This is a genomic window from Curtobacterium sp. MCSS17_011 (assembly GCF_003224275.1).
GTDB lineage: Bacteria > Actinomycetota > Actinomycetes > Actinomycetales > Microbacteriaceae > Curtobacterium.
Map to the genome: position 1 here is coordinate 116,241 of NZ_QKLE01000005.1, position 18,993 is coordinate 135,233.

At 70.3% G+C, this 18,993-nt stretch carries 18 protein-coding genes; 11 read left to right on the forward strand and 7 right to left on the reverse strand.

Features of this window, described 5'->3' with window-relative positions; all coding sequences use genetic code 11:
* Window positions 1-197: 197 nt before the first annotated feature.
* Window positions 198-1,010 (reverse strand): hypothetical protein, encoded by an 813-nt coding sequence (locus DEJ17_RS05665; protein WP_110892461.1) that lies wholly within the window; start codon window positions 1,008-1,010, stop codon window positions 198-200.
* Window positions 1,011-1,021: 11 nt separating this feature from the next.
* A complete protein-coding gene (locus DEJ17_RS05670; RefSeq protein WP_110892462.1) occupies window positions 1,022-1,384 on the reverse strand; it encodes a hypothetical protein in 363 nt (120 codons plus the stop codon).
* A gap of 370 nt (window positions 1,385-1,754) precedes the next feature.
* On the opposite strand from DEJ17_RS05670, the gene DEJ17_RS18025 reads away from it, so the two are divergent.
* From DEJ17_RS18025 to DEJ17_RS05715, 6 genes are all read left to right on the forward strand, one after another.
* Complete coding sequence (locus DEJ17_RS18025) at window positions 1,755-4,268, forward strand: MFS transporter (RefSeq protein WP_258366674.1); 2,514 nt, start codon at window positions 1,755-1,757, stop codon at window positions 4,266-4,268.
* A gap of 549 nt (window positions 4,269-4,817) precedes the next feature.
* A complete protein-coding gene (locus tag DEJ17_RS05695) occupies window positions 4,818-5,645 on the forward strand; it encodes an SDR family NAD(P)-dependent oxidoreductase (RefSeq protein ID WP_110892463.1) in 828 nt (275 codons plus the stop codon).
* Window positions 5,646-5,709: 64 nt separating this feature from the next.
* Window positions 5,710-6,282 carry a TetR/AcrR family transcriptional regulator gene (locus DEJ17_RS05700; RefSeq protein WP_110892464.1) on the forward strand — a complete coding sequence of 191 codons (573 nt, stop codon included), beginning with the start codon at window positions 5,710-5,712 and terminating at the stop codon, window positions 6,280-6,282.
* 110 nt (window positions 6,283-6,392) lie between these two features.
* Window positions 6,393-8,102, forward strand: coding sequence for an MDR family MFS transporter (locus DEJ17_RS05705; protein WP_375342558.1), 1,710 nt, complete (start codon window positions 6,393-6,395; stop codon window positions 8,100-8,102).
* Window positions 8,089-8,577, forward strand: coding sequence for a MarR family winged helix-turn-helix transcriptional regulator (locus tag DEJ17_RS05710; protein WP_110892465.1), 489 nt, complete (start codon window positions 8,089-8,091; stop codon window positions 8,575-8,577). The genes DEJ17_RS05705 and DEJ17_RS05710 overlap by 14 nt, the downstream gene beginning before the upstream one ends.
* The gene (locus tag DEJ17_RS05715; protein WP_181421064.1) at window positions 8,574-9,194 is read left to right on the forward strand and encodes a TetR/AcrR family transcriptional regulator; all 621 of its coding nucleotides are present in this window, start codon (window positions 8,574-8,576) and stop codon (window positions 9,192-9,194) included. The genes DEJ17_RS05710 and DEJ17_RS05715 overlap by 4 nt, the downstream gene beginning before the upstream one ends.
* 113 nt (window positions 9,195-9,307) lie before the next feature.
* Here DEJ17_RS05715 and DEJ17_RS05720 read toward each other — a convergent pair whose 3' ends face one another.
* From DEJ17_RS05720 to DEJ17_RS05735, 4 genes are all read right to left on the reverse strand, one after another.
* Complete coding sequence (locus tag DEJ17_RS05720; RefSeq protein WP_110892467.1) at window positions 9,308-9,733, reverse strand: hypothetical protein; 426 nt, start codon at window positions 9,731-9,733, stop codon at window positions 9,308-9,310.
* 244 nt (window positions 9,734-9,977) lie between these two features.
* Window positions 9,978-10,433 (reverse strand): hypothetical protein, encoded by a 456-nt coding sequence (locus DEJ17_RS05725; RefSeq protein WP_110892468.1) that lies wholly within the window; start codon window positions 10,431-10,433, stop codon window positions 9,978-9,980.
* A gap of 283 nt (window positions 10,434-10,716) precedes the next feature.
* Window positions 10,717-11,250, reverse strand: coding sequence for a hypothetical protein (locus DEJ17_RS05730; protein WP_110892469.1), 534 nt, complete (start codon window positions 11,248-11,250; stop codon window positions 10,717-10,719).
* A gap of 134 nt (window positions 11,251-11,384) precedes the next feature.
* Window positions 11,385-11,936, reverse strand: a complete 552-nt coding sequence (locus tag DEJ17_RS05735; protein ID WP_146239639.1) for a hypothetical protein — start codon at window positions 11,934-11,936, stop codon at window positions 11,385-11,387.
* A 130-nt stretch (window positions 11,937-12,066) separates the two neighbouring features.
* On the opposite strand from DEJ17_RS05735, the gene DEJ17_RS05740 reads away from it, so the two are divergent.
* The gene (locus DEJ17_RS05740; RefSeq protein WP_258366675.1) at window positions 12,067-12,759 is read left to right on the forward strand and encodes a CoA pyrophosphatase; all 693 of its coding nucleotides are present in this window, start codon (window positions 12,067-12,069) and stop codon (window positions 12,757-12,759) included.
* Here the strand turns inward: DEJ17_RS05740 and DEJ17_RS05745 are convergent.
* Window positions 12,671-13,900 carry an ROK family protein gene (locus DEJ17_RS05745; RefSeq protein ID WP_110892471.1) on the reverse strand — a complete coding sequence of 410 codons (1,230 nt, stop codon included), beginning with the start codon at window positions 13,898-13,900 and terminating at the stop codon, window positions 12,671-12,673. The genes DEJ17_RS05740 and DEJ17_RS05745 overlap by 89 nt on opposite strands.
* Window positions 13,901-14,032: 132 nt before the next feature.
* Between DEJ17_RS05745 and DEJ17_RS05750 the strand changes: the two genes are divergently transcribed.
* From DEJ17_RS05750 to DEJ17_RS05765, 4 genes are all read left to right on the forward strand, one after another.
* Window positions 14,033-15,331: an ABC transporter substrate-binding protein gene (locus tag DEJ17_RS05750; protein ID WP_110892472.1), complete on the forward strand. Its 1,299-nt coding sequence runs from the start codon at window positions 14,033-14,035 to the stop codon at window positions 15,329-15,331.
* 12 nt (window positions 15,332-15,343) lie between these two features.
* Window positions 15,344-16,312 (forward strand): carbohydrate ABC transporter permease, encoded by a 969-nt coding sequence (locus DEJ17_RS05755; protein WP_181421065.1) that lies wholly within the window; start codon window positions 15,344-15,346, stop codon window positions 16,310-16,312.
* Complete coding sequence (locus tag DEJ17_RS05760; protein ID WP_071405176.1) at window positions 16,312-17,226, forward strand: carbohydrate ABC transporter permease; 915 nt, start codon at window positions 16,312-16,314, stop codon at window positions 17,224-17,226. Before DEJ17_RS05755 ends, DEJ17_RS05760 begins: the two co-directional genes overlap by 1 nt.
* Before the next feature lie 92 nt (window positions 17,227-17,318).
* A complete protein-coding gene (locus tag DEJ17_RS05765) occupies window positions 17,319-18,977 on the forward strand; it encodes a glycoside hydrolase family 13 protein (RefSeq protein ID WP_110892555.1) in 1,659 nt (552 codons plus the stop codon).
* The last annotated feature ends 16 nt before the right edge of the window (window positions 18,978-18,993 follow it).

Consider the following 18,993-nt stretch of genomic DNA (forward strand, 5'->3'; position numbering starts at 1 on the left):
GTTGAGGTCCGCGGAGTCCACCCCGGAGACCAGTGAGTCGTCGGTGGCGGTGGTCGGGAGTTCGGCCGCGGCCTGCCGAGCGGCGGAGTACGCGGCCGTGGAAGGTCGCGGCTCTGGTCGAAATCGTGTTCACCTCTCGATCCCAGCGGTCCGAGCGCTGACGAGCTGGCTGATTCCGGAGGACGCGGTGGGACCGCTCAGCTCTCGGGGCGAGGAGACCTGCGTGGGTTCAGCAGGTCTCCGTCCCACGTCAGGTCGTCGCGCTCGCGGACCTCGAACGCCTCGAACCGGTCGTCGTCGAGCACGCCGTCGACGAGCGCGCGCGATCCGGCGACGATCGTCGAGTCCCAGTCCTCCTCGGCGGCGACGACCCACGCGTGGTCCTCCGGCCAGATGAACGTCGTGTGCGGCGCCACCTGGTCGTGCCGCCCGAAGCTCTCCCAACCCGGGACCGCACGCTGTGCCCACGACGGATCGGCGAGCTCGTCCAGGGTCGCGCTGAAGAGCCAGGTGTCCCGCCCGGGCCACGCCATCAACCGCCGCGCGCGTCGTACCAGGTGCCGGTAGCGTTCGGCCGACGGCGGCTCGCCCGTGCCCTCCCATGCTCCGACGACCAGGTCTCCGGGGATCGATGTGGCGTTCCGCAGGTGCGTGGTGATGACGGCGAGGTCCTGCGGGTCGAACCACCCGTCGTCCGACTGGTCGACCCTCCAGCCGTCGGCCCACGACGTCGCGTGCTCGTCGTCGGTCAGGCGTCGCCACTGCACGAGAGGGTGCATCACGCGGTGGTTGCGGCGAGCGACCTCCGCCCATCGCCAGCGGGTGTGCTCGACGTCCGGGTGGGAGCCCCACTCGTCCGTGGTGTCGAGGTCCGCCCGGTGCGCGCCGACCAGGTGCAGCAGGCGTGCGTACGCCTCGAACCCGGTGCCGGCCACCCCGCCGACGCTCGCCCTGTTCCCGGCACGCGCGACGAGCCAGTCGCCCCGCGATGCCTCGCTCAGCAGGCGCATCGTGCTGCTGCTCAGGGCTTCTCGTCGACGAGGGCGATGAAACGGCTGCCGATGCCCTCGACCTCGCGCCGCGTCAGGCCGGCAGTGGGCTCGGGTGCCTGGTACGGGGCGTGGTAGTCGCACATCAGGTAGTCCCACTCGGGCCACCACTTCTTGGGGCGCGCCTCTTCGTCGAAGCCGCAGACCACGCACTCCAGGCGCGTCCAGACCTTCTTGGTGCCCGTGCGGTTGGCGCGGGACTGCACGAGCCAGGCGGGCGGGTCCTGCTCGATCGCGTCGAGCTCCGCTTCACTCAGGCGCGACGGGATGCCGTGGCGGGTCGCCATCTCGAGGGGGATGTCGAGCCGGACGGCGGCTTCGCGGCGGGAGAGCATCCGTCCAGGGTAGGTCCTGCCACTCCCCACCTCGAACTGTGATGTCGGGAACCCGCCAGTGACCGCTCCCACGTCTGGCGAGACTGGCTCGGAGCTCCCCAACGGCGAGTGCGTCATCAACCTCCCGTCCGCCGCTCATCATGAGCTCCCAGTGGTTCTACGGCCTCGGCGGCGCGCTCCACCCGTCGCGGCTCGCCGGCATCGACGAGGAGTGGTACCGGTAGTGAGAGGGGCTCCGACCGCGGACTTTCCTCGAGCGGGCAGTCCGTGTATGGTCTCGATCACTGAGGTAAAAGGCGCCGCGACTGCGACGCACCAGCACGCGGCATCGAACGAGTCGCCACTTCTTCCCTCGAAGGAGTGCGCCATCATGTCCCCCAGTCCCGATCTCACCACCGGGCACGTGCCTGCCGGTGGCTCGTCGCCTCGTCTGCGCGACGCCTGGATCGCCCTCGCCGGGCTGTCCGCGGTGTTCCTGTTCGAGATGCTCGACAACTCCGTGCTCAACGTCGCCCTGCCGACGATCGGCCGCGACCTGGGCTCGTCGACGACGGGCCTGCAGTGGGTCTCGGGTGCCTACTCGGTCGCCTTCGGAGGGCTGATGCTGCTCTTCGGCGCCGTCGCCGACCGCATCGGACGCCGTCGGGTCATGCTCGCCGGGCTCGTCTTGCTGGCCCTGGCCAGCCTCGCCACGGCGGTGGTCACGTCGACCGAGCAACTGATCGCCGTGCGGGGAACGATGGGCGTCGCCGCGGCGATGACGACGCCCGGGTCGATGGCGCTGGCGTTCCGCCTCTTCGACGACGAAGGTCTCCGGGTGCGGGCGCTCACCGTCATCTCGACGGCCGGGCTCGTGGGCCTGGCCATCGGTCCGACCGTCGGCGGGTTCGTGCTCGCCGTCGCCCCGTGGCAGGTGCTGCTGCTGGCCGACGTGCCGATCGCGGTCCTCGCGCTCGTCGGCATCCGGTTCGGTGTCACCCGCGACGAGGCGGCAGGGCTCCGTCGCGATCCGGTCGACGTGGTCGGAGCGCTGCTCGGCACCGTGACCACGGCTGGAGCGCTCGTGGCGCCGACGATCCTGGTCGAGTCCGGAGCCGCCGGCTGGTGGGGGTGGGGCGTCCTCGCGCTCGCCGTCGCCTGCGGGGTGGGGTTCGTCGCCCGCGAGCGGACCGCGCGGCACCCGCTGATCGACCTGCACCTGCTCGCCCGACCACTCGTCTCGAGCGGCCTCGCTTTCAAGGCCGCGTCGGGTCTGGCCGTCGCCGGACTGTCGTACCTCGTGACCCTGCAGCTGCAGTTCGCCTGGGGGTGGTCGCCGGCCCTGGCCGCGGTCGGGACGCTGCCGCAGGTGGTCGTGTTGCTCGTCGGTGGCCGCTTCGTCGGGCCGTTCGTGCAACGGGTCGGCCTGGGCCGCGCCGCCTGGATGAGCGCCGTCTCGGTCGTCTCCGGTCTCGCGGTCTTCGGCGCCCTGAGCCGGTACGGGTACCCGTGGGTGCTCGTCGCGCTCGTGCTCGTCGCCGCCGGCATGCGGGTCGTCGGCGTCGTCGCCGGCGCGTCGGTCCTCACGGGCCTGCCCGCGGACCGCACCTCCGTCGGAGCGGCGCTCGTCGACACCTCGAGCGAGCTCGCGGGCGGTGCCGCCGTTGCCGCGGCGGGGACCATCGTCGCCGCCTTCGTCGCCGGGAGCATCACCACGACCACCTGGACCGCCGCCCGGATCGAGGGCTTCCAGGACGCCCTCACCGTCGCCGGCCTCGGCCTCGCCGCGGTCGCAGCACTGCTCGTCGTGCTCGGCATGCTCCGAGCCCGCCCACCGTCGAACCGGAAGACGGAGCCCCGGCCGAACCTGCCGACAGCACCCCTGCACACACCGACCGGACCACCATCACCGAGGAGACCTCCCGTGCCTGACACCATCGCCCTTCCCCGCCCGCCGTTCGATCCCGAGTTCGTGCCCTTCCTCACCGCCATGGACACGCGAGGCCGCTTCCACCTCACGACCCAGATGCTGCCGCAGATGCGACAGCTGGACATGACGGAGGCGCAGCTCGACGAAGGGCTGCGTGCTCGCGGCCTCGAACGGAGCAGCATCACGATCCCGGGGCACCGCGGCGACCCGATCGACCTCGCCGTGATCCAACGCACCGGCCGTACCGGTACAGCTGCCCTGGCCTACGCGATCCACGGCGGCGGCATGGTGTTCGGCCACCACCTCGGCAACCTCGACTCCTACGACGAGTGGCTGCTGGTGCACGACGTCGTCCTGGTCAGCCCCGGCTACCGTCTGGCGCCGGAGCACCCGGACCCGTACCCGGTCGAGGACTGCTACGCCGGTCTCGTCTGGGCAGCCGAGCACGCCGACGAACTCGGCATCGACCCGGAGCGCATCGTCCTCGTCGGGCAGAGCGCCGGGGCCGGTCTCGCCGCCGGCACGGCCCTCCTCGCCCGCGACCGACAGGGGCCCTCCGTCATCGGCCAGGTGCTCGTGAGTCCCGTGCTCGACGACCGTGACGCGACCCTGTCGGCTCGGCAGTTCGACGGTGTCGGGGTCGCCGACCGGGAGATGACACGGTTCGGCTGGGACGCCTACCTCGGTGACCGGCGTGGTGGCGAGGACGTGTCGATCTACGCTGCACCCGGGCGCGCGACCGACCTCACCGGGCTCCCGTCCGCGTACATCGACTGCGGCAGCACCGAGGTGTTCCGCGACGAGACCGTCGCCTACGCCAGCTCGCTGTGGGCGGCAGGGATCCAGGCGGAACTGCACGTGTGGCCGGGAGCGTTCCACGGATCGATGAGCATGATGCCCGACGCGACGCTGTCGCAGCGGGCCGTGCAGGCCCTGCGCGAGTTCACCGGGCGCCTCCTCGGCCCGGCCGTTTGACGGCGGCCCCGGCACGAGCGGATCGCGGCGCTCGTGCCGGCACCGGGCTGCAGCATCAACCAGATCCGATCCAGGGACGAGCGCCACGACGACTACCGGCCACGCCTCACCGTCGAGCCGCACGTGCCGGAGCCCGGGCAGCAGAGCTTCGCCGTCATCGGACGCGACGACGGGCATGACGATGGTGTCCGCTGCCTGCTCCTGTGCAGCGATTTCGATGACAGGAGGCCAGGACGTCGTGAGCACCTCGGCGGCCTGCCCCTCGGACCCGCCGTGCTCGTGAGCTCTGCGTCGCGCACCTCGACATCCGCCCGCTCGACGCCTCACGGTCACGGTCACGGTCACGGTCACGGTCACGGTCACGGTCACGGTCACGGTCACGGTCACGGTCACGGTCACGGTCACGGTCACGGTCACGGTCACGGAAGGAGCATCGTTCTGTTGATGCAGACGCGGAGGCGTATGGTGTCTTGATGTCGAGACGAATTGTCTCGACAACTTGGCGTCCTTCACCGAGCTCGCCCTCGTCACCGTCGACAGGAGATCCCCATGTCCGATTCCGCAGCAGCAGACGCACACACGAACGTCGTGCCGCAGTCCACCCAGGCCTCGACCTGGGGTGAGCAGATCACGTCCGGTCGCTTCTCCGGCCAGACCGTCATCGTCACCGGGGCCGCATCCGGCATCGGTCGCGCCACCGCGTCACGCGTCGCCCGAGAAGGTGGACGAGTGGTGGCAGTCGACATCACCGTCGACCGTCTCTCCGGCCTGCTCGAGGAGCTGCCCGACGCGGACATCGTGCCCGTTGGGGGCGACATCACCTCACAGGCGGACGTGGACGCGATCCTCGCAGCCGCCGGTGAGCGGATCGATGCCCTCGCCAACGTCGCCGGTATCGCCGATGACTTCTCCCCGCTCGACGAGACCAGCGACGCCGTGTGGGAGCGCGTGATGGGCGTGAACGTCACCGGCACCTTCAAGCTGACCCGTGCCGTGCTGCCGGTCATGCTCGAAGCCGGTCGCGGTTCCGTCGTCAACGTCGTCAGCGGAGCAGCTCTCCTCGGCAGCGCCTCCGGCGCGGCGTACACCGCGTCCAAGCACGCCGTCCTCGGTCTGACCCGGTCCTCGGCGTTCATGTACGCGCAGCGCGGGCTGCGCGTCAATGCCGTCGCCCCTGGCGCGGTCGCAACGAACATCGGCTCGTCCTCGACGCTCTCGGAGAAGGGTCAGGAGCGATTGGCGCCGTTCTTCGCTCTGTTGCCCAGCATCGCCGCTCCGGCCGAACTCGCTGCGTCGATCACGTTCCTGCTCAGTGACGACGGCGTCAACATCAACGGCGCCGTGCTCTCCAGTGACGGCGGCGTCTCCGTCCAGTAGCGCGGAACGCAACCGACCGCCGTCCGCGTCGAGTCGAGGGCCGGGATGCAGTCAGGATGGCTGCATGGGCAAGAGCACAGGACGATTCCGGAACGAAGAGACGCGCCTTGCGATCCTCGATGCGACGCGGACGGAGCTGGCGAGCCGCGGATGGGACAAGCTCTCGTTCGAGCGCGTCGCCGCGGTCGCCGGCGTCGGCAAGCAGACGCTCTACCGGTGGTGGCCCACCAAGACAGCCCTGGTGTCGGAGATGGTCACCGAAGGCGGGATCCTGCCGGTCGGGCCCGTCGAGGTCACCGACGACGTTCGCCGGGACGTCACGGCGTGGATGATCGCCGTCGGCCGCGTGCACGACGATCCCGACGCGGCTGCCGTGCTGCAGGCCGTCGTCGCGGCCGTCGCGGAGGATGCCGACCTCTCCGCCCAGTACGACGACCGGATCACCACGGTCGCGCGCACGCGGCTCAGGGAGCGGCTGCAGCGCGCTGTCGACGCCGCGGACCTTCCACCCGACCTCAAGATCGACGTCGTGACGCAAGTGTTCATGGCGATGGTCCTCTGGTGCCTCGTCACCCGCCGACCACTCGATCAAGCGCTCATCGCGGACCTCGTCACGACCACCTTGCAGAAGCCGTGATGCCGACTTCGCCACCCCGTCCTTGACATTGCTCAACCATCTGGCATAGTTGACGGTCGTCAACCATCCGGATGCAGCGTGGCATCCCCCTCGCCCGCCCTGGAGTCCCGATGTCCCGTCCCGAAGCCGCAGCCGCACCGCTGCACCCGACCGAGCCCGGCGCCATGTCGCACCGGCAGGTCCTCGAAGCACTCTCCGGGCTCCTGCTCGGCATGTTCGTCGCGATCCTCGCGTCGACCGTCGTCAGCACGTCCCTTCCGAAGATCATCGGTGACCTCGGCGGCGGCGAGAGCGCCTACACGTGGGTCGTCACCTCGACGCTCCTCGCGACGACCGTCTCGACGCCGGTCTGGGGCAAGCTCGCCGACCTCTTCAACCGCAAGCTGCTCATCCAGCTCTCGCTCGTGATCTTCGTCCTCGGGTCCGCGCTGGCGGGCTTCTCGGAGAACCCCGGCACGCTCATCACGTTCCGCGTCGTGCAGGGCCTCGGCGCCGGTGGTCTCACCGCCCTGAGCCAGATCATCCTCGCCGACATCATCAGCCCACGTGAGCGCGGACGCTACGGCGGGTACTTCGGAGCCGTCATGGCGGTCGGCACCGTCGGCGGCCCGTTGTTCGGCGGGCTCCTCACGGACAGCCTCGGTTGGCGCTGGAACTTCTTCGTGGGCGTGCCCTTCGCGGTCGCGGCGATCATCCTGCTGCAGCTCACCCTGAAGCTCCGGACCCTCCCGGAGCGCAAGGTCTCGATCGACTACCTCGGCATCACGACCATCGCCGGTGGTGTCTCCCTCCTGCTCATCTGGGTCACCCTCGCCGGGAAGAACTTCGACTGGGTCTCGCCGACCTCGTTCGTGATGGTGATCGGTGCAGCGATCCTGCTCGCGGCCACCGTGTTCATCGAGCTCCGCGCGAAGGAGCCGATCATCCCGATGACGCTGTTCCGGAACCGCACGTTCACGATGGCGGTCATCGGATCGATCGCCGTCGGCATCGCGATGTTCGGCGCGACCGTCTACCTGGCGCAGTACATGCAGCTCGCCCGTGGCGCGACCCCGACCCAGTCGGGCCTGCTGACGATCCCGATGATCGCTGGTCTGCTCATCGCCTCCACCGTCGGTGGCAGCCTGGTCACGAAGACGGGCAAGTGGAAGCCGATCATGCTCATCGGGTCGATCGCCCTCGTCGTCGGACTCGGCCTCATGGGGACGATCGCGTACGACACGCCCTACGTCGTCGTCGCGGTCTACATGTTCGTGATGGGGTCGGGCGTCGGCCTGGTCATGCAGAACCTCGTCCTCGTCGTGCAGAACACCACCGAACCTGCCAACATCGGCGCCGCGTCTTCGGGGGTCGCGTTCTTCCGCTCCCTCGGTGGCGCGATCGGCGTCTCCGTCCTCGGCACCGTCCTCGGGACCCGAGTAGCCGATGCCATCAGCGACAAGCAGGACGCGTTGACCAAGGCGATCACCGCGCTGGGCGAGAAGGGCGCAGCGGTCGCGAAGGAGCTGTCGTCCGGCAGCATCCCCGCCGTCAGCTCACTGCCGAAGGGTGTGCGCCAGATCATCGAGTCGGCGTACGGCCAGGGCGTGGCAGAGATCTTCCTCATCGCAGCCCCGATCGCGATCCTGCTCGTCCTGGCGATCGCGTTCATGCCGAACGTGCCGCTCACCACGAAGACCGTCGCCGAACGTTCCACCGACGCCGGGCCCGCAGCCGGTGCGGCCGAGGACTTCGCCGGCATCGGAACCGTCACCGGCTCCAACCCGACGGTCGGAGACGGCGACTCCCCGGCACGGGAAGCGCGTCGTGCTCGACGCTGACGTGACGGCCGAGGATGGAACGCCGGCCGCGGTGGAAACCGCGGCCGGCGCGACGACCACGGACACCGACAACGCGTTCATCCGCATCGAACGGCAGTTCATGGCGATCTTCGCACTGTCCCGCCACAGCTTGCGCGAGCAGGCGGCGCAGATGGACCTGCAGCCCGTGGGGTACCGCGTGCTCGTCGAGCTCGTGGTCATCGGCAGCAGTGGTGCGGGTGACCTGGCGGAAGCGCTCGGCATCGACAAGGCGGCGCTCAGCCGGCAGCTCAGCCACCTGGAGTCGCTCGGGCTCGTCACACGGGAACGCCACGTCGAGGACCGACGAGCGGTCGTCATCCGTGCGACCCCGATCGCGATCAACCGTATCCAGAGCATCCGCGACAGTGCACGCAGTGCGTTCCGGGAGCGGCTCGGCTCGTGGCCGCACCACGATCTCGAGGAACTCGCGCGTCTCCTCGCCGGCCTCCTGTGACGTCTCCGGTCGGCCTGCGCGAGCGGAAGCGGGCGGCGACTCGACAGCGGATCATCCACGCCGCACAGGTCGGCAGCCTCGAGCACGGTCTCGAGGGGGTGACGATCGAAGGCATCGCGCGCGATGCCGACATCTCTCCACGCTCGTTCTTCAACTACTTCTCCAGCAGGGAAGCAGCCATCGTGGGCCTTCAGCCGGCCGCGGAGCGCACGCTCACCGACGACGAGATGGAGCAACTGCCTGCTGACATCGCCGCGGCGGTGTCGTGCGTCGTGCTCGACGCCCTCGGGAACCAGGTCGCCGACCCCGAAGACGAGCTCAGGCGTGAGGTGTTCCGCCGGTACCCTCAGCTCCTCGACGAGTACCAGTCCTTGTGGAAGGCGTCGATGCAGAACGCCACGGTGTCCGTTGCGCGGCTGCTGCAACGGCGCGGTGTCGCGGCACAGCAATGCAATGCGATCGCGTTCACGCTCGTCTCGATGTGCGTCGCGACCATCCGGACGATGCTCGTCGCGGGGACACCCGTCGATGCGGACAACCCAGCCGGCGACGTCACGGTCGACGCGGTCACCGACGCCGTACGCGCGGTGTCGGCCGTCTTGAGCAGCAGTTCCTGACCGTCGCTCGGCCCGCGAGCGGAGGGCGTTGACGGCACCCCGATGAACGGTGCCTCGTCGGACTCGGAAGACCAGCGGCCCCGCCGCTGTCCCCACAGGCGGACGAGCCGCCGCTACTCCCCCTCGTCCGAGCAGCCCGGCAACGCCGCGATCTCCGTGCACCCGTACTCGCTCCATCTGCCCTGGCCGTAGGTGTCGTAGGCCGCCGTCGACGCGACGGTGGCCCCTGCGCCACCCGTCAGGACGAAGTACGGGGTCGGATCGCCCTCAGTCGTCCACCGGACCCATTGGAGCGAAGCCACCTCGCCCGCTTCGCTCGCGTCCATCAGACACTGCAGGCTCTCGGCCGGGAGCGCACCGTCGTTCTCGAGCTCGACCTCGCCGCAGTCGGTACCGCTCGGGTTGCTGACCCACACGGGCGCATCGGCGAGTGTGCGGGCCGACGCGATGGGGTCAGCGAGCTGCTCACTGCATGCCGACAGGAGCGGCAGCGCGGCCAGCGCGAGTCCGGCGGCAGCGAGGACGAGGGGCTTCTGCACAGGACGAGCATGGCTCGACGAGCCGCCCCGCCGGGTCACGGTCCGACAACATGTCGAGCGCTGGCGACCTGACGCCCGGTGGTCCACCTGAGACGGCCCGGAGGCCCGTTGCCAGCTGGCACCGTCCCGCCAGGCACGGCCGTCACCCCGCTGGCGCGGAGCGCCGGTACCAGCTGGTGGCGCCCACCTCTTGTCCGCCCTTGATCGCACCCGGTCGTGGCGGACGCGCCGTCACCGACCGTGGTCAGTGACTGTCGGTCATCCCACTGCCGACGTACGAGGAGTCCACCGTGTCGTCGGTGAGCGCGCAGTTGTAGACGGCGTACGGGTCGGTGTGCCCGTCGTCGAAGGTGAAGGGGTAGATGAGCTGGTAGGTCCCGTCACTGCCCGTGTACCCCGACGGGTTGTCCGTGAACGTCAGGGTGACCCCGGCGTCTGCGGCGCCCTTGCTGCACTCGTCGTAGATGTGCTGCGCGAGCGCCGACGTCTCGGACCCCTGCGACGGGGACGACGACGGAGCCGACGGAGTCGCGGCGTCCGTCGCGGTCGGAGACGGGGACGGGACCGGGGTCTTGTCCCCGGTCGTCGCCGTGGTTTCGGACGGCGACGGAGTCGGGGCGCTCGCTGCGCAACCGGTGAGGGCGGCGGCCATGATGCAAGCGGCCACCGCGGTGACGCTGAGGCGGGTCCGGGTGTTCATCGGTGTTCTCTCCTTCGGTCGGAGCAGGGTCGCTCACTGAGAGATGTCGTGAGACGGCCGATCCTGACAGGGTCCCGGTGCCGGCCAGGCGGGCGGCCTGACGCCCGCTCGTCCACCCGAGACGGACGGGAGGCCCGGTGCCAGCTGGCACCGGGCCTCCCGTCCGCCCTGTGGTCGCGTCGACGACGCGTCAGGCTCCCCAGGGCCAGTACGTCTGGCAGGTCTCGGGGCCGCTGTTCGTCGAGCCACAGACCTCCACCGGCCCCCAGAGCGCGAAGGCGACTCAGCCGCCGCTGCGCTCCCGACGGCGCATCCGCAGGGTGCCGATCCCCTGCACGATGAACACGACACCGCTCGCGACGACCAGGACCGCGATCAGGATCCGCGCGACGGACACGTCGCCCAGCAGCAGTGGGGCGACCGAGACACCGATGAAGACGGCGCCCATCACGATGACGACGACCGGGTTCTGGGCGACGAAGAACCGCCGCCCACCGTTCGCTTCAGCGAGCGCGCGGTCACGCGCACGCGGGACGGCGTCGGGTGACCGACCCGCGCGGCGATCTGCACGCCGTCGCCGACTGCGCAGGACCAACCACACCGCCGCACCGATGACGACGGCCGCTCCGATCGCGATCCACTCGACGAGCTGGAAGAACCCGAAGACGATCACCAGGACGAACCCGACCGCGACGCCCACGAACATGTCGGTGGTCATCCGGTCGGTCCGGCCGTCGCCACTCGTGACGTAACCGGGGCGGCGTTCGTACGGATCGTGCTCGTCCACGGCCGGTCCGTCGACCCGTTCGGTTCCCATGCTCCGAACGACCGACGGGGCTGGGGGCCCGTCCGGGTCAGCCCACTCGTTCCCCCGGCTGCTCGGCCCGCGCAGCGGACGTCGGACGCCCTGGGCGACCCTGGGGCGCCCGAGCACGCCACTTCGGGAGGGCTTCAGCGCCGCTCAGGCTGGGAGGCATCGCGCTGTTCGACGGTCCAGATGCCTCGCAACGCGGTCAGCAAGCGCTCGATGTTGCGGAGCGCTCGTCGGGTCTCCCACACCGAGTAGGCGCAAATGCCCACGAACACGACCAGGATCAGCCACCAGAACGGGCTGATGGTGGTCGCAGCCCAGATCGACAACGCCGCGAACAGCACCACCATGATCGGGACCAAGAACCGGTTGTTGCGGTACCGCTTGCGGGTCGATTCGAGCTCTCGGGTCCACACGACGTGGTCGACGTGGGCCGGGAGGTCGCCGGTCCGCACTGCACGCTGGATCGCTGCTGCCGTCTCCGTCCCGCCCGCACGACGGCGACGGTACGCGATGAGGAAGCCGAAGAAGGTCGTCATCAAGACCGCGTAGACGAGCGAGGAGGCAGCCCGGGCCACCAGGGCCTCGCGGCTCGGGTTCGACACGAGACCGATGGCGAAGTAGAGGCCGCCGACCAGGACGAACAGGATGGGCAGCAATGCTGGCAGGGGCAGTGAACGGAAGCGGTCCATCGTCGTTTCTCCTGATTGTTCGAGTGATCCTCGCTCTGATCACCCTGCCGACGTCGCCCGGGAGCCCCCTGAGCACGAGGACGACCCCGCCTGAGGGGCCGCCGCGTCTCGGCCCGCCTAGGGTGAACGGGTGACGCACGACGGATCAGCACGGGCAGCACTCGCGGCGGTCGCGGCGAGCGGGTGGGGGAACGCCGGGCCGCTCGTCGAACCGGGCGGCACGACGTCACCGCGACGGGCCGCGGTCCTGATGCTCTTCGGCGCGCTCGACCACACCCCGAGCGACCGACCGGCGGCAGCACCCGGGGTCCCCCGCGACCTCGACGTCCTCCTCCTCGCCCGCGCCACGACCCTGCGCGCGCACGCCGGCGAGGTCGCGTTCCCCGGTGGACGCATCGACCCCGGCGACGCGGACGCCGTCGCCGCCGCACTCCGCGAGGCGCAGGAGGAGACGGGGCTCGACCCCGCCGGCGTCGAGGTGCTGGGCACCCTGCCGGCCGTGCCCCTGGCGTTCTCGAACCACCTGGTCCGGCCCGTCATCGGCTGGTGGCGCGACCCCTCACCGATCCGCGTCGTCGACGAGCACGAGTCGGCGGCGGTGTTCCGGGTGCCGGTGGCCGACCTGCTCGACCCGGCGAACCGCGGCGTGACCGTGCTCCGCCGCAGTGGTCAGGAGTGGCGCGGACCGGCGTTCACGGTCGAGGCAGACGGGGACGAGCACCTGGTGTGGGGCTTCACCGCGATGCTGCTGGATGCACTGTTCGACCGACTCGGCTGGACGGAACCGTGGGACCGGAGCCTCGAGGTGCCGCTGCCCGACTGAGCACCGGGAACGACAACGGGTCGGCCCGCACCGCGTCGACCGCGTGGGCCACGGCCCCGATGACGACGACGTCGGCCCCGAGCGACGACGCCACGAGTTCGGGGACCGGGTCGAAGTGCCCCTTCGCCAGGAGGTCGCGGGCACGGTCGATCACGGCGACCGCGGGCTGGGCGATCGCGCCGGCGACCACCACGCGGTCGATGTCGAGCAGGCTCGCGAGCAGGATGCAGACCCGGGCCAGGCGGTCCCCCAGGCGGTCGACGATGGTGCGAGCGACCGGATCGCCGCTCCGCGCGGCGGCGAACACCAGGGCCGCGTCGGCGGCGAGCGCGGCGCCTGCGGGGATGTGCCCGGCGGCGACGGCATCGGCCACGAAGGTGCGGGCGACGGCGCCGATGCCGTCGGACGACCCGACGCCCTCGACGAGTTCGAGCACCCGCATCTCGCCCGCTCCGCCGTGGGCACCGCGCAGCAGGACCCCGTCGACGACGAGGCCCGCGCCGAACCGCTCGCCGGACAGCAGCGCGGCGAACGAGGCGTCACCGGATGACGGCCGCTCGGCGAGCGCGGCGAGGTTCGCGTCGTTCTCGACCAGCACCCGCCCGTCCGGCACGGCGTCGGCGAACCCCGGGTTCATCCGGACCCAGAAGCCACCGTCGTCGGGCGAGGCACCGGCGGCGTCGACCGGCGCCGGGATGCCCACGACGGTGACCAGGACGCGGGCGCGGTCGATGTCGGCCGAAGCGAGTGCGGCGGCCACGGTGTCGGCGAGGACCCCGAGCCGCACGGGCACGTCAAGGCCGGACGCACCGAGCGCCCCCTCGGCACGACCCAGCACCGTGCCGCGCAGGTCGGCGACGAAGGCCGTGACCCGGTGCTGGCCGGCGTCCACACCGACGACGACCCCGGCGACCGTGTCGAGCTCGTAGCGACGGGCGGGGCGTCCCATCCGGTACTCCCCCGCGGCGCGGGCGTCGTCGAGCTCGCGGAGCCAGCCGAGCCGCACGAGTTCCTCGGCCGCTCCTAGCACGGTCGACCGGGTCAGGCCGGTGGCGTCGATCGCCTCGGTCGCGGTGAACGCCGACGAGTCGAAGGCGTACGCGAGCAGCGTCTCTGCGCTCGTTCCACGGGGTGGCGGCATGTCGTGACCCTATCGCGCGACGAGTTCCTTGCGGAATTAGATTTTCTCGCTACATTTAGTTCCGCGGGTGGCATCGGAGCCACCCGCGGGACGGAACGGCAGGGACGCCGGGTCCGGACGGACGGAGACGACGTGCAAGCACACGCCACCGCCAGGAGCGCAGCATCGGTCAGCCGACGCGGGTTCCTGCTCGGAGCGGGCGGCATCGCAAGCGGGCTCGCGCTCGCCGGATGCGCCCCGATCGGGTCCTCGAGCGCCAAGCCGGAGACCATCACGTTCTACGTGTCGAAGCCCGAGGTCATCGGCTACTTCGACGACGTCATCGCGCAGTTCCACCAGACCCAGTCGAAGGTCCGGGTCGTGCGCGACTCGACCTCGAGCATGTCCGCGAACTTCGTGCGGAACCGGCCACCGGACCTCGGCTGCTGGAACTACAACTTCTCGGTCGTGCCGTTCGTCGAGCACGGCGCGCTGACCGACCTGTCCGACCTGCCGCAGGCCGACACCATCAATCCCGACCTGTGGCCGCTCATGGAGCAGACCGCCGACTACCCCGGCCGGAAGAGCGCCCTGCCGTACTCGGTGACCGCGGCGTCGGTGATCTACAACAAGGCGCTCTTCGCGCAGCAGGGGCTCGAGGTCCCGACGACGTGGAGCGAGTTCGCCGACGTCTGCGAGCGCCTGACCAGGGCCGGCATCGCGCCGATCTACGGCACGTTCAAGGACAACTGGACGATCGCCCAGGGCATGTTCGACTACTCGATCGGCGGCATGATCGACACCCCGGCGACCTTCGAGGCACTCCGGCGCGAGGGCACGAACGTCGGCAAGGGGTCCGCCGTCTCGTTCGAGCGCGACCTGCGGAAGCCGATGGAGCGCATGGTGCAGCTCCGCGCCTGGCACCAGGACGGCGCCGCGAGCCGCGGGTACGGCGACGGCAACCTCGCCTTCGCACAGGGCAAGGCGGGCATGTACCTGCAGGGACCGTGGGCCCTCGGCGAGATCGCCAAGACCACGAAGGACATGAACCTCGGCACCTTCCCGCTGCCCGTCACCGACGACCCGGCCGACCGGAAGGTGCGCGTGAACGTCGACCTCGCGCTCTGGATCCCGGAGGCGTCGCGCAAGCAGGAGGCCGGCCGTGAGTTCCTGTCGTTCCTGATGTCCAAGCGGGTCAACGACGAGTACAACGCGGACAACAACGGCTTCGGCGTGCGCAAGGACGCTCCCCCGGCGTCGAACCCCGCCCTCCGTGGCATGCAGTCGTACTACGACGACGCAGCCTTCTACCTCGGCGCCTCGCAGCTCATCCCCGCCGAGATCCCGGTCGCGAACTACGCGCAGTCGATCGCCTTCGGCGGCGACCCGCAGCGCCAGCTCCGCACCCTCGACGCCGACTGGGCGCGTCTCGCGCTCCGCACGGCCGCGTAAGGAGACGTCCCAATGGCAACCACGACCACCGAATCCATCACGACGGCGGACCGCCGCCGCCGTGGCGGAGCCGCCACGGGCCTCCAGGCCGGAGGACGGAACGGACTGCGGGACGGACGCCGGAAGCCCCGCGTCGACCCGCTCTTCCTGGCGTTCCTGCTGCCCACCCTGGTGCTCTTCACGCTCGCCATCACGCTGCCGGCGGTGATGGGCATCGTGCTGAGCTTCACGAACTCCGTCGGCTTCGGCGAGTTCCGCTTCACCGGGCTCACCAACTACGTCGCGGTGTTCTCCGACCCCGCGATCCTGCAGGCGTACCTGTTCACACTCGGGTTCTCGCTCGTCACCGTGATCGTCGTGAACGCGATCGCGTTCCTGCTCGCCATCGCGCTGGCGTCGAAGATCCGCGGCAAGATCGCCCTGCGTGCGGTGTTCGTGCTGCCGATGGTGATCTCGGGCATCGTCATCGCCTACGTGTTCTCGTTCCTGTTCGCGAACAGCCTGCCGGCCTTCGCCACCGCGATCGGCTTCGGGCCGCTCGAACAGAGCATCCTGGCGAACCCCGACCTGGCCTGGCTGGCGATCGTGGTCGTCACGGCCTGGCAGGCGATCCCGTCGACGCTCCTCATCTACATCGCCGGCGTCCTCTCGATCCCCGGCGAGGTGTACGAGGCAGCAGCCCTCGACGGTGCCAGCGCGTGGCGGCAGCTCATCTCGATCACCGCACCGCTGACGGCGGGCTACATCCTGATCAACCTGGTCATCGGGTTCAAGAACTTCCTGAACTCGTACGACATCATCGTCGGCCTGACCGACGGCGGCCCCGGCACCTCGACCACCAGTGTCGCGATGTCGATCTTCAAGGGCTTCAACGGCGGCGACTACGCCTACCAGATGGCGAACGCCACGATCTTCTTCGTCATCGCGGTCGTCATCGCCGTGATCCAGCTGCGGGCGACCCGCGGGAAGGCAGCGCTCTGATGTCCCTGCAAGCACCCCTGCGACCGGGGACCACCGCGACCGGCAGCATCCGTTCCGTCGACGCCGACCGGTCCTCCGGCTCGGGCAAGGCCGGCCGCGGTCGTTCCAACTGGCCCGTCACCGTCGTCCTCGTGCTGTGTGCGCTGTCGGTGCTCGTGCCGCTGTACGTCACCCTGACGATGGCGTTCAAGACCACCGGCCAGGCCGTGGACGGCAACGCGTTCTCGCTGCCGGCACCGTTCAGCGTCGACGGCTTCGTGCAGGCGTGGCAGCTGACCGACTTCCCGCGGGCGTTCGGGGTCTCGGTGTTCGTCGCCGCGATCACCGTCGTCGGCACGATCCTGCTCGCCTCGTTCACGGCCTACGCGATCGCCCGGAACTGGGACCGACGACTGTTCCGCTGGTCGTTCTTCTACCTGCTCGCGGCGATGTTCCTGCCGTTCCCGGTGCTCGCACTGTCGCAGGTGAAGCTCACCGGACTCGCGCACCTGGACAACCCGCTCGGTGTCGCGATCCTGCACGTCATGTTCCAGCTGTCCTTCAGCGTGCTGCTCTTCACGGCCTTCCTCCGGTCGATCCCGGCGGAGCTGGAGGAGAGTGCACGCATCGACGGTGCGAGCACGGGGCAGGTGTTCTGGCGACTCGTGTTCCCGCTGCTGGCACCGATGAGCGCCACCGTCGGCATCTTCGCGTTCCTCGCGTCCTGGAACGACTTCGTGATGCCGTCGCTGATCACCTCCGACCCGGCGCTGCAGACCCTGCCGGTGCTGCAGCAGATGTTCCAGACGCAGTTCAGCAACAACTACAACGTGTCGTTCGCCTCGTACCTGATGGCGATGGCCCCGGCGATCATCGTCTACCTCGTCACTCAGCGGTGGGTGATGGCCGGCGTGACCCAGGGCGCCATCAAGTGACCGACACCGCCGGTGCGGGCCCGACCGCGATCGCCGGTGCAGGCCCGACCGACACACACCCCTCGAATCCCTCGACCCACGAAAGGCCCGACGTGACCGACACCCTCGCCCAGCCCGCCGCCACCACGAACGACGAGACCTGGTGGCGCCAGGCCAGCGTCTACCAGATCTACCCCCGCTCGTTCGCCGACGCGAACGGCGACGGCCTCGGCGACCTGCCCGGCGTCACCGAGCGGGTACCGTACCTGGCCTCGCTCGGCATCGAGGCCGTCTGGCTCAGCCCCTTCTACCCGTCCGCCCTGGCCGACGGCGGCTACGACGTCGATGACTACCGCGACGTCGACCCGCGCCTCGGCACGCTCGACGACTTCGACCGGATGGTCGAGGCACTGCACGCCGCCGGCATCCGGGTGATCGTCGACGTCGTCCCGAATCACACGAGCGACCGGCACGAGTGGTTCCGCAAGGCGCTCGCAGCGCCCAAGGGCTCCCCCGCCCGCGACCGCTACGTGTTCCGCGACGGCAGCGGGCCGTCCGGCGAGGACGCCCCCGCCGACTGGATCTCGATCTTCGGCGGCCCCGCCTGGACCGCCGTCGGTGACGGCCAGTGGTACCTGCACAGCTTCGCGAAGGAGCAGCCCGACCTGAACTGGGCGAACCGCGAGGTCCGTGACGACTTCCTGCACACCCTGCGCTTCTGGTCCGACCGCGGCGTCGACGGCTTCCGCATCGACGTGGCCCACGGCCTGGCGAAGGACCTGGGCGAGACCCTGCCGACCTGGGCCGAGCTCGCCGAGATGCCGAAGGACGGCACGCACCCGCTCTGGGACCGCGACGACGTGCACGAGATCTACGCCGAGTGGCGGACGGTCTTCAACGAGTACACGCCGGCCCGCACCGCGGTCGCCGAGGCCTGGGTTCCCGCCCACCGCCGCGCCCGCTACGCCAGCGCCGAGGGACTCGGTCAGGCGTTCAACTTCGACCTGCTCGAGGCCGACTTCGACGCCGGCCAGTTCCGCACGATCATCGAGTTCAACCTCGGCCTCGCCGAGCAGTCCGGCTCGTCGACCACGTGGGTGTTCTCGAACCACGACGTCGTCCGGCACGCCACCCGCTACGCCCTGCCGCCCCGCGCTGGCGGCACCGACAAGCAGGGCAGCGCCTGGCTGCTCGCCGGCGGCTCGCAGGACGCGCTCGACCGGTCGCTCGGCCTGCGCCGCGCACAGGCCGCCACGCTGCTCGAGCTCGCCCTGCCCGGCTCGGCCTACCTGTACCAGGGCGAGGAGCTCGGCCTGCACGAGGTCGGCGACATCCCGGACGCCGACCGCCAGGACCCGGCGTTCTTCCGCAACCCGGGCGTCGACGTCGGTCGTGACGGCTGCCGCGTGCCGATCCCGTGGACGCGCACCGGCTCGTCGTTCGGCTTCGGCCCGGACGGCTCGCACCTGCCGCAGCCGGCGTGGTTCGCCGACTCCAGCGTCGAGGCCGAGGACGCCGACCCCGACTCCACGCTCAACCTGTACCGGAAGGCGCTCGGCCTGCGTGGCCAGCTGCAGTCCGAGGAACAGCTCGAGTGGATCGAGACCGGCCGCGACGACGTGCTCGCGTTCCGTCGGCCGAACGGTTGGACCAGCGTGACGGTCTTCGGGGACGAGCCCTTCGCGCTGCCGGCCGGCGAGCTGCTGCTCGCCTCGGCGCCCGTGGTCGACGGCGCCCTGTTGGGCGTGGGGACGGCCTGGTTGCGTTCCTGACGCGACCCACGCCGTG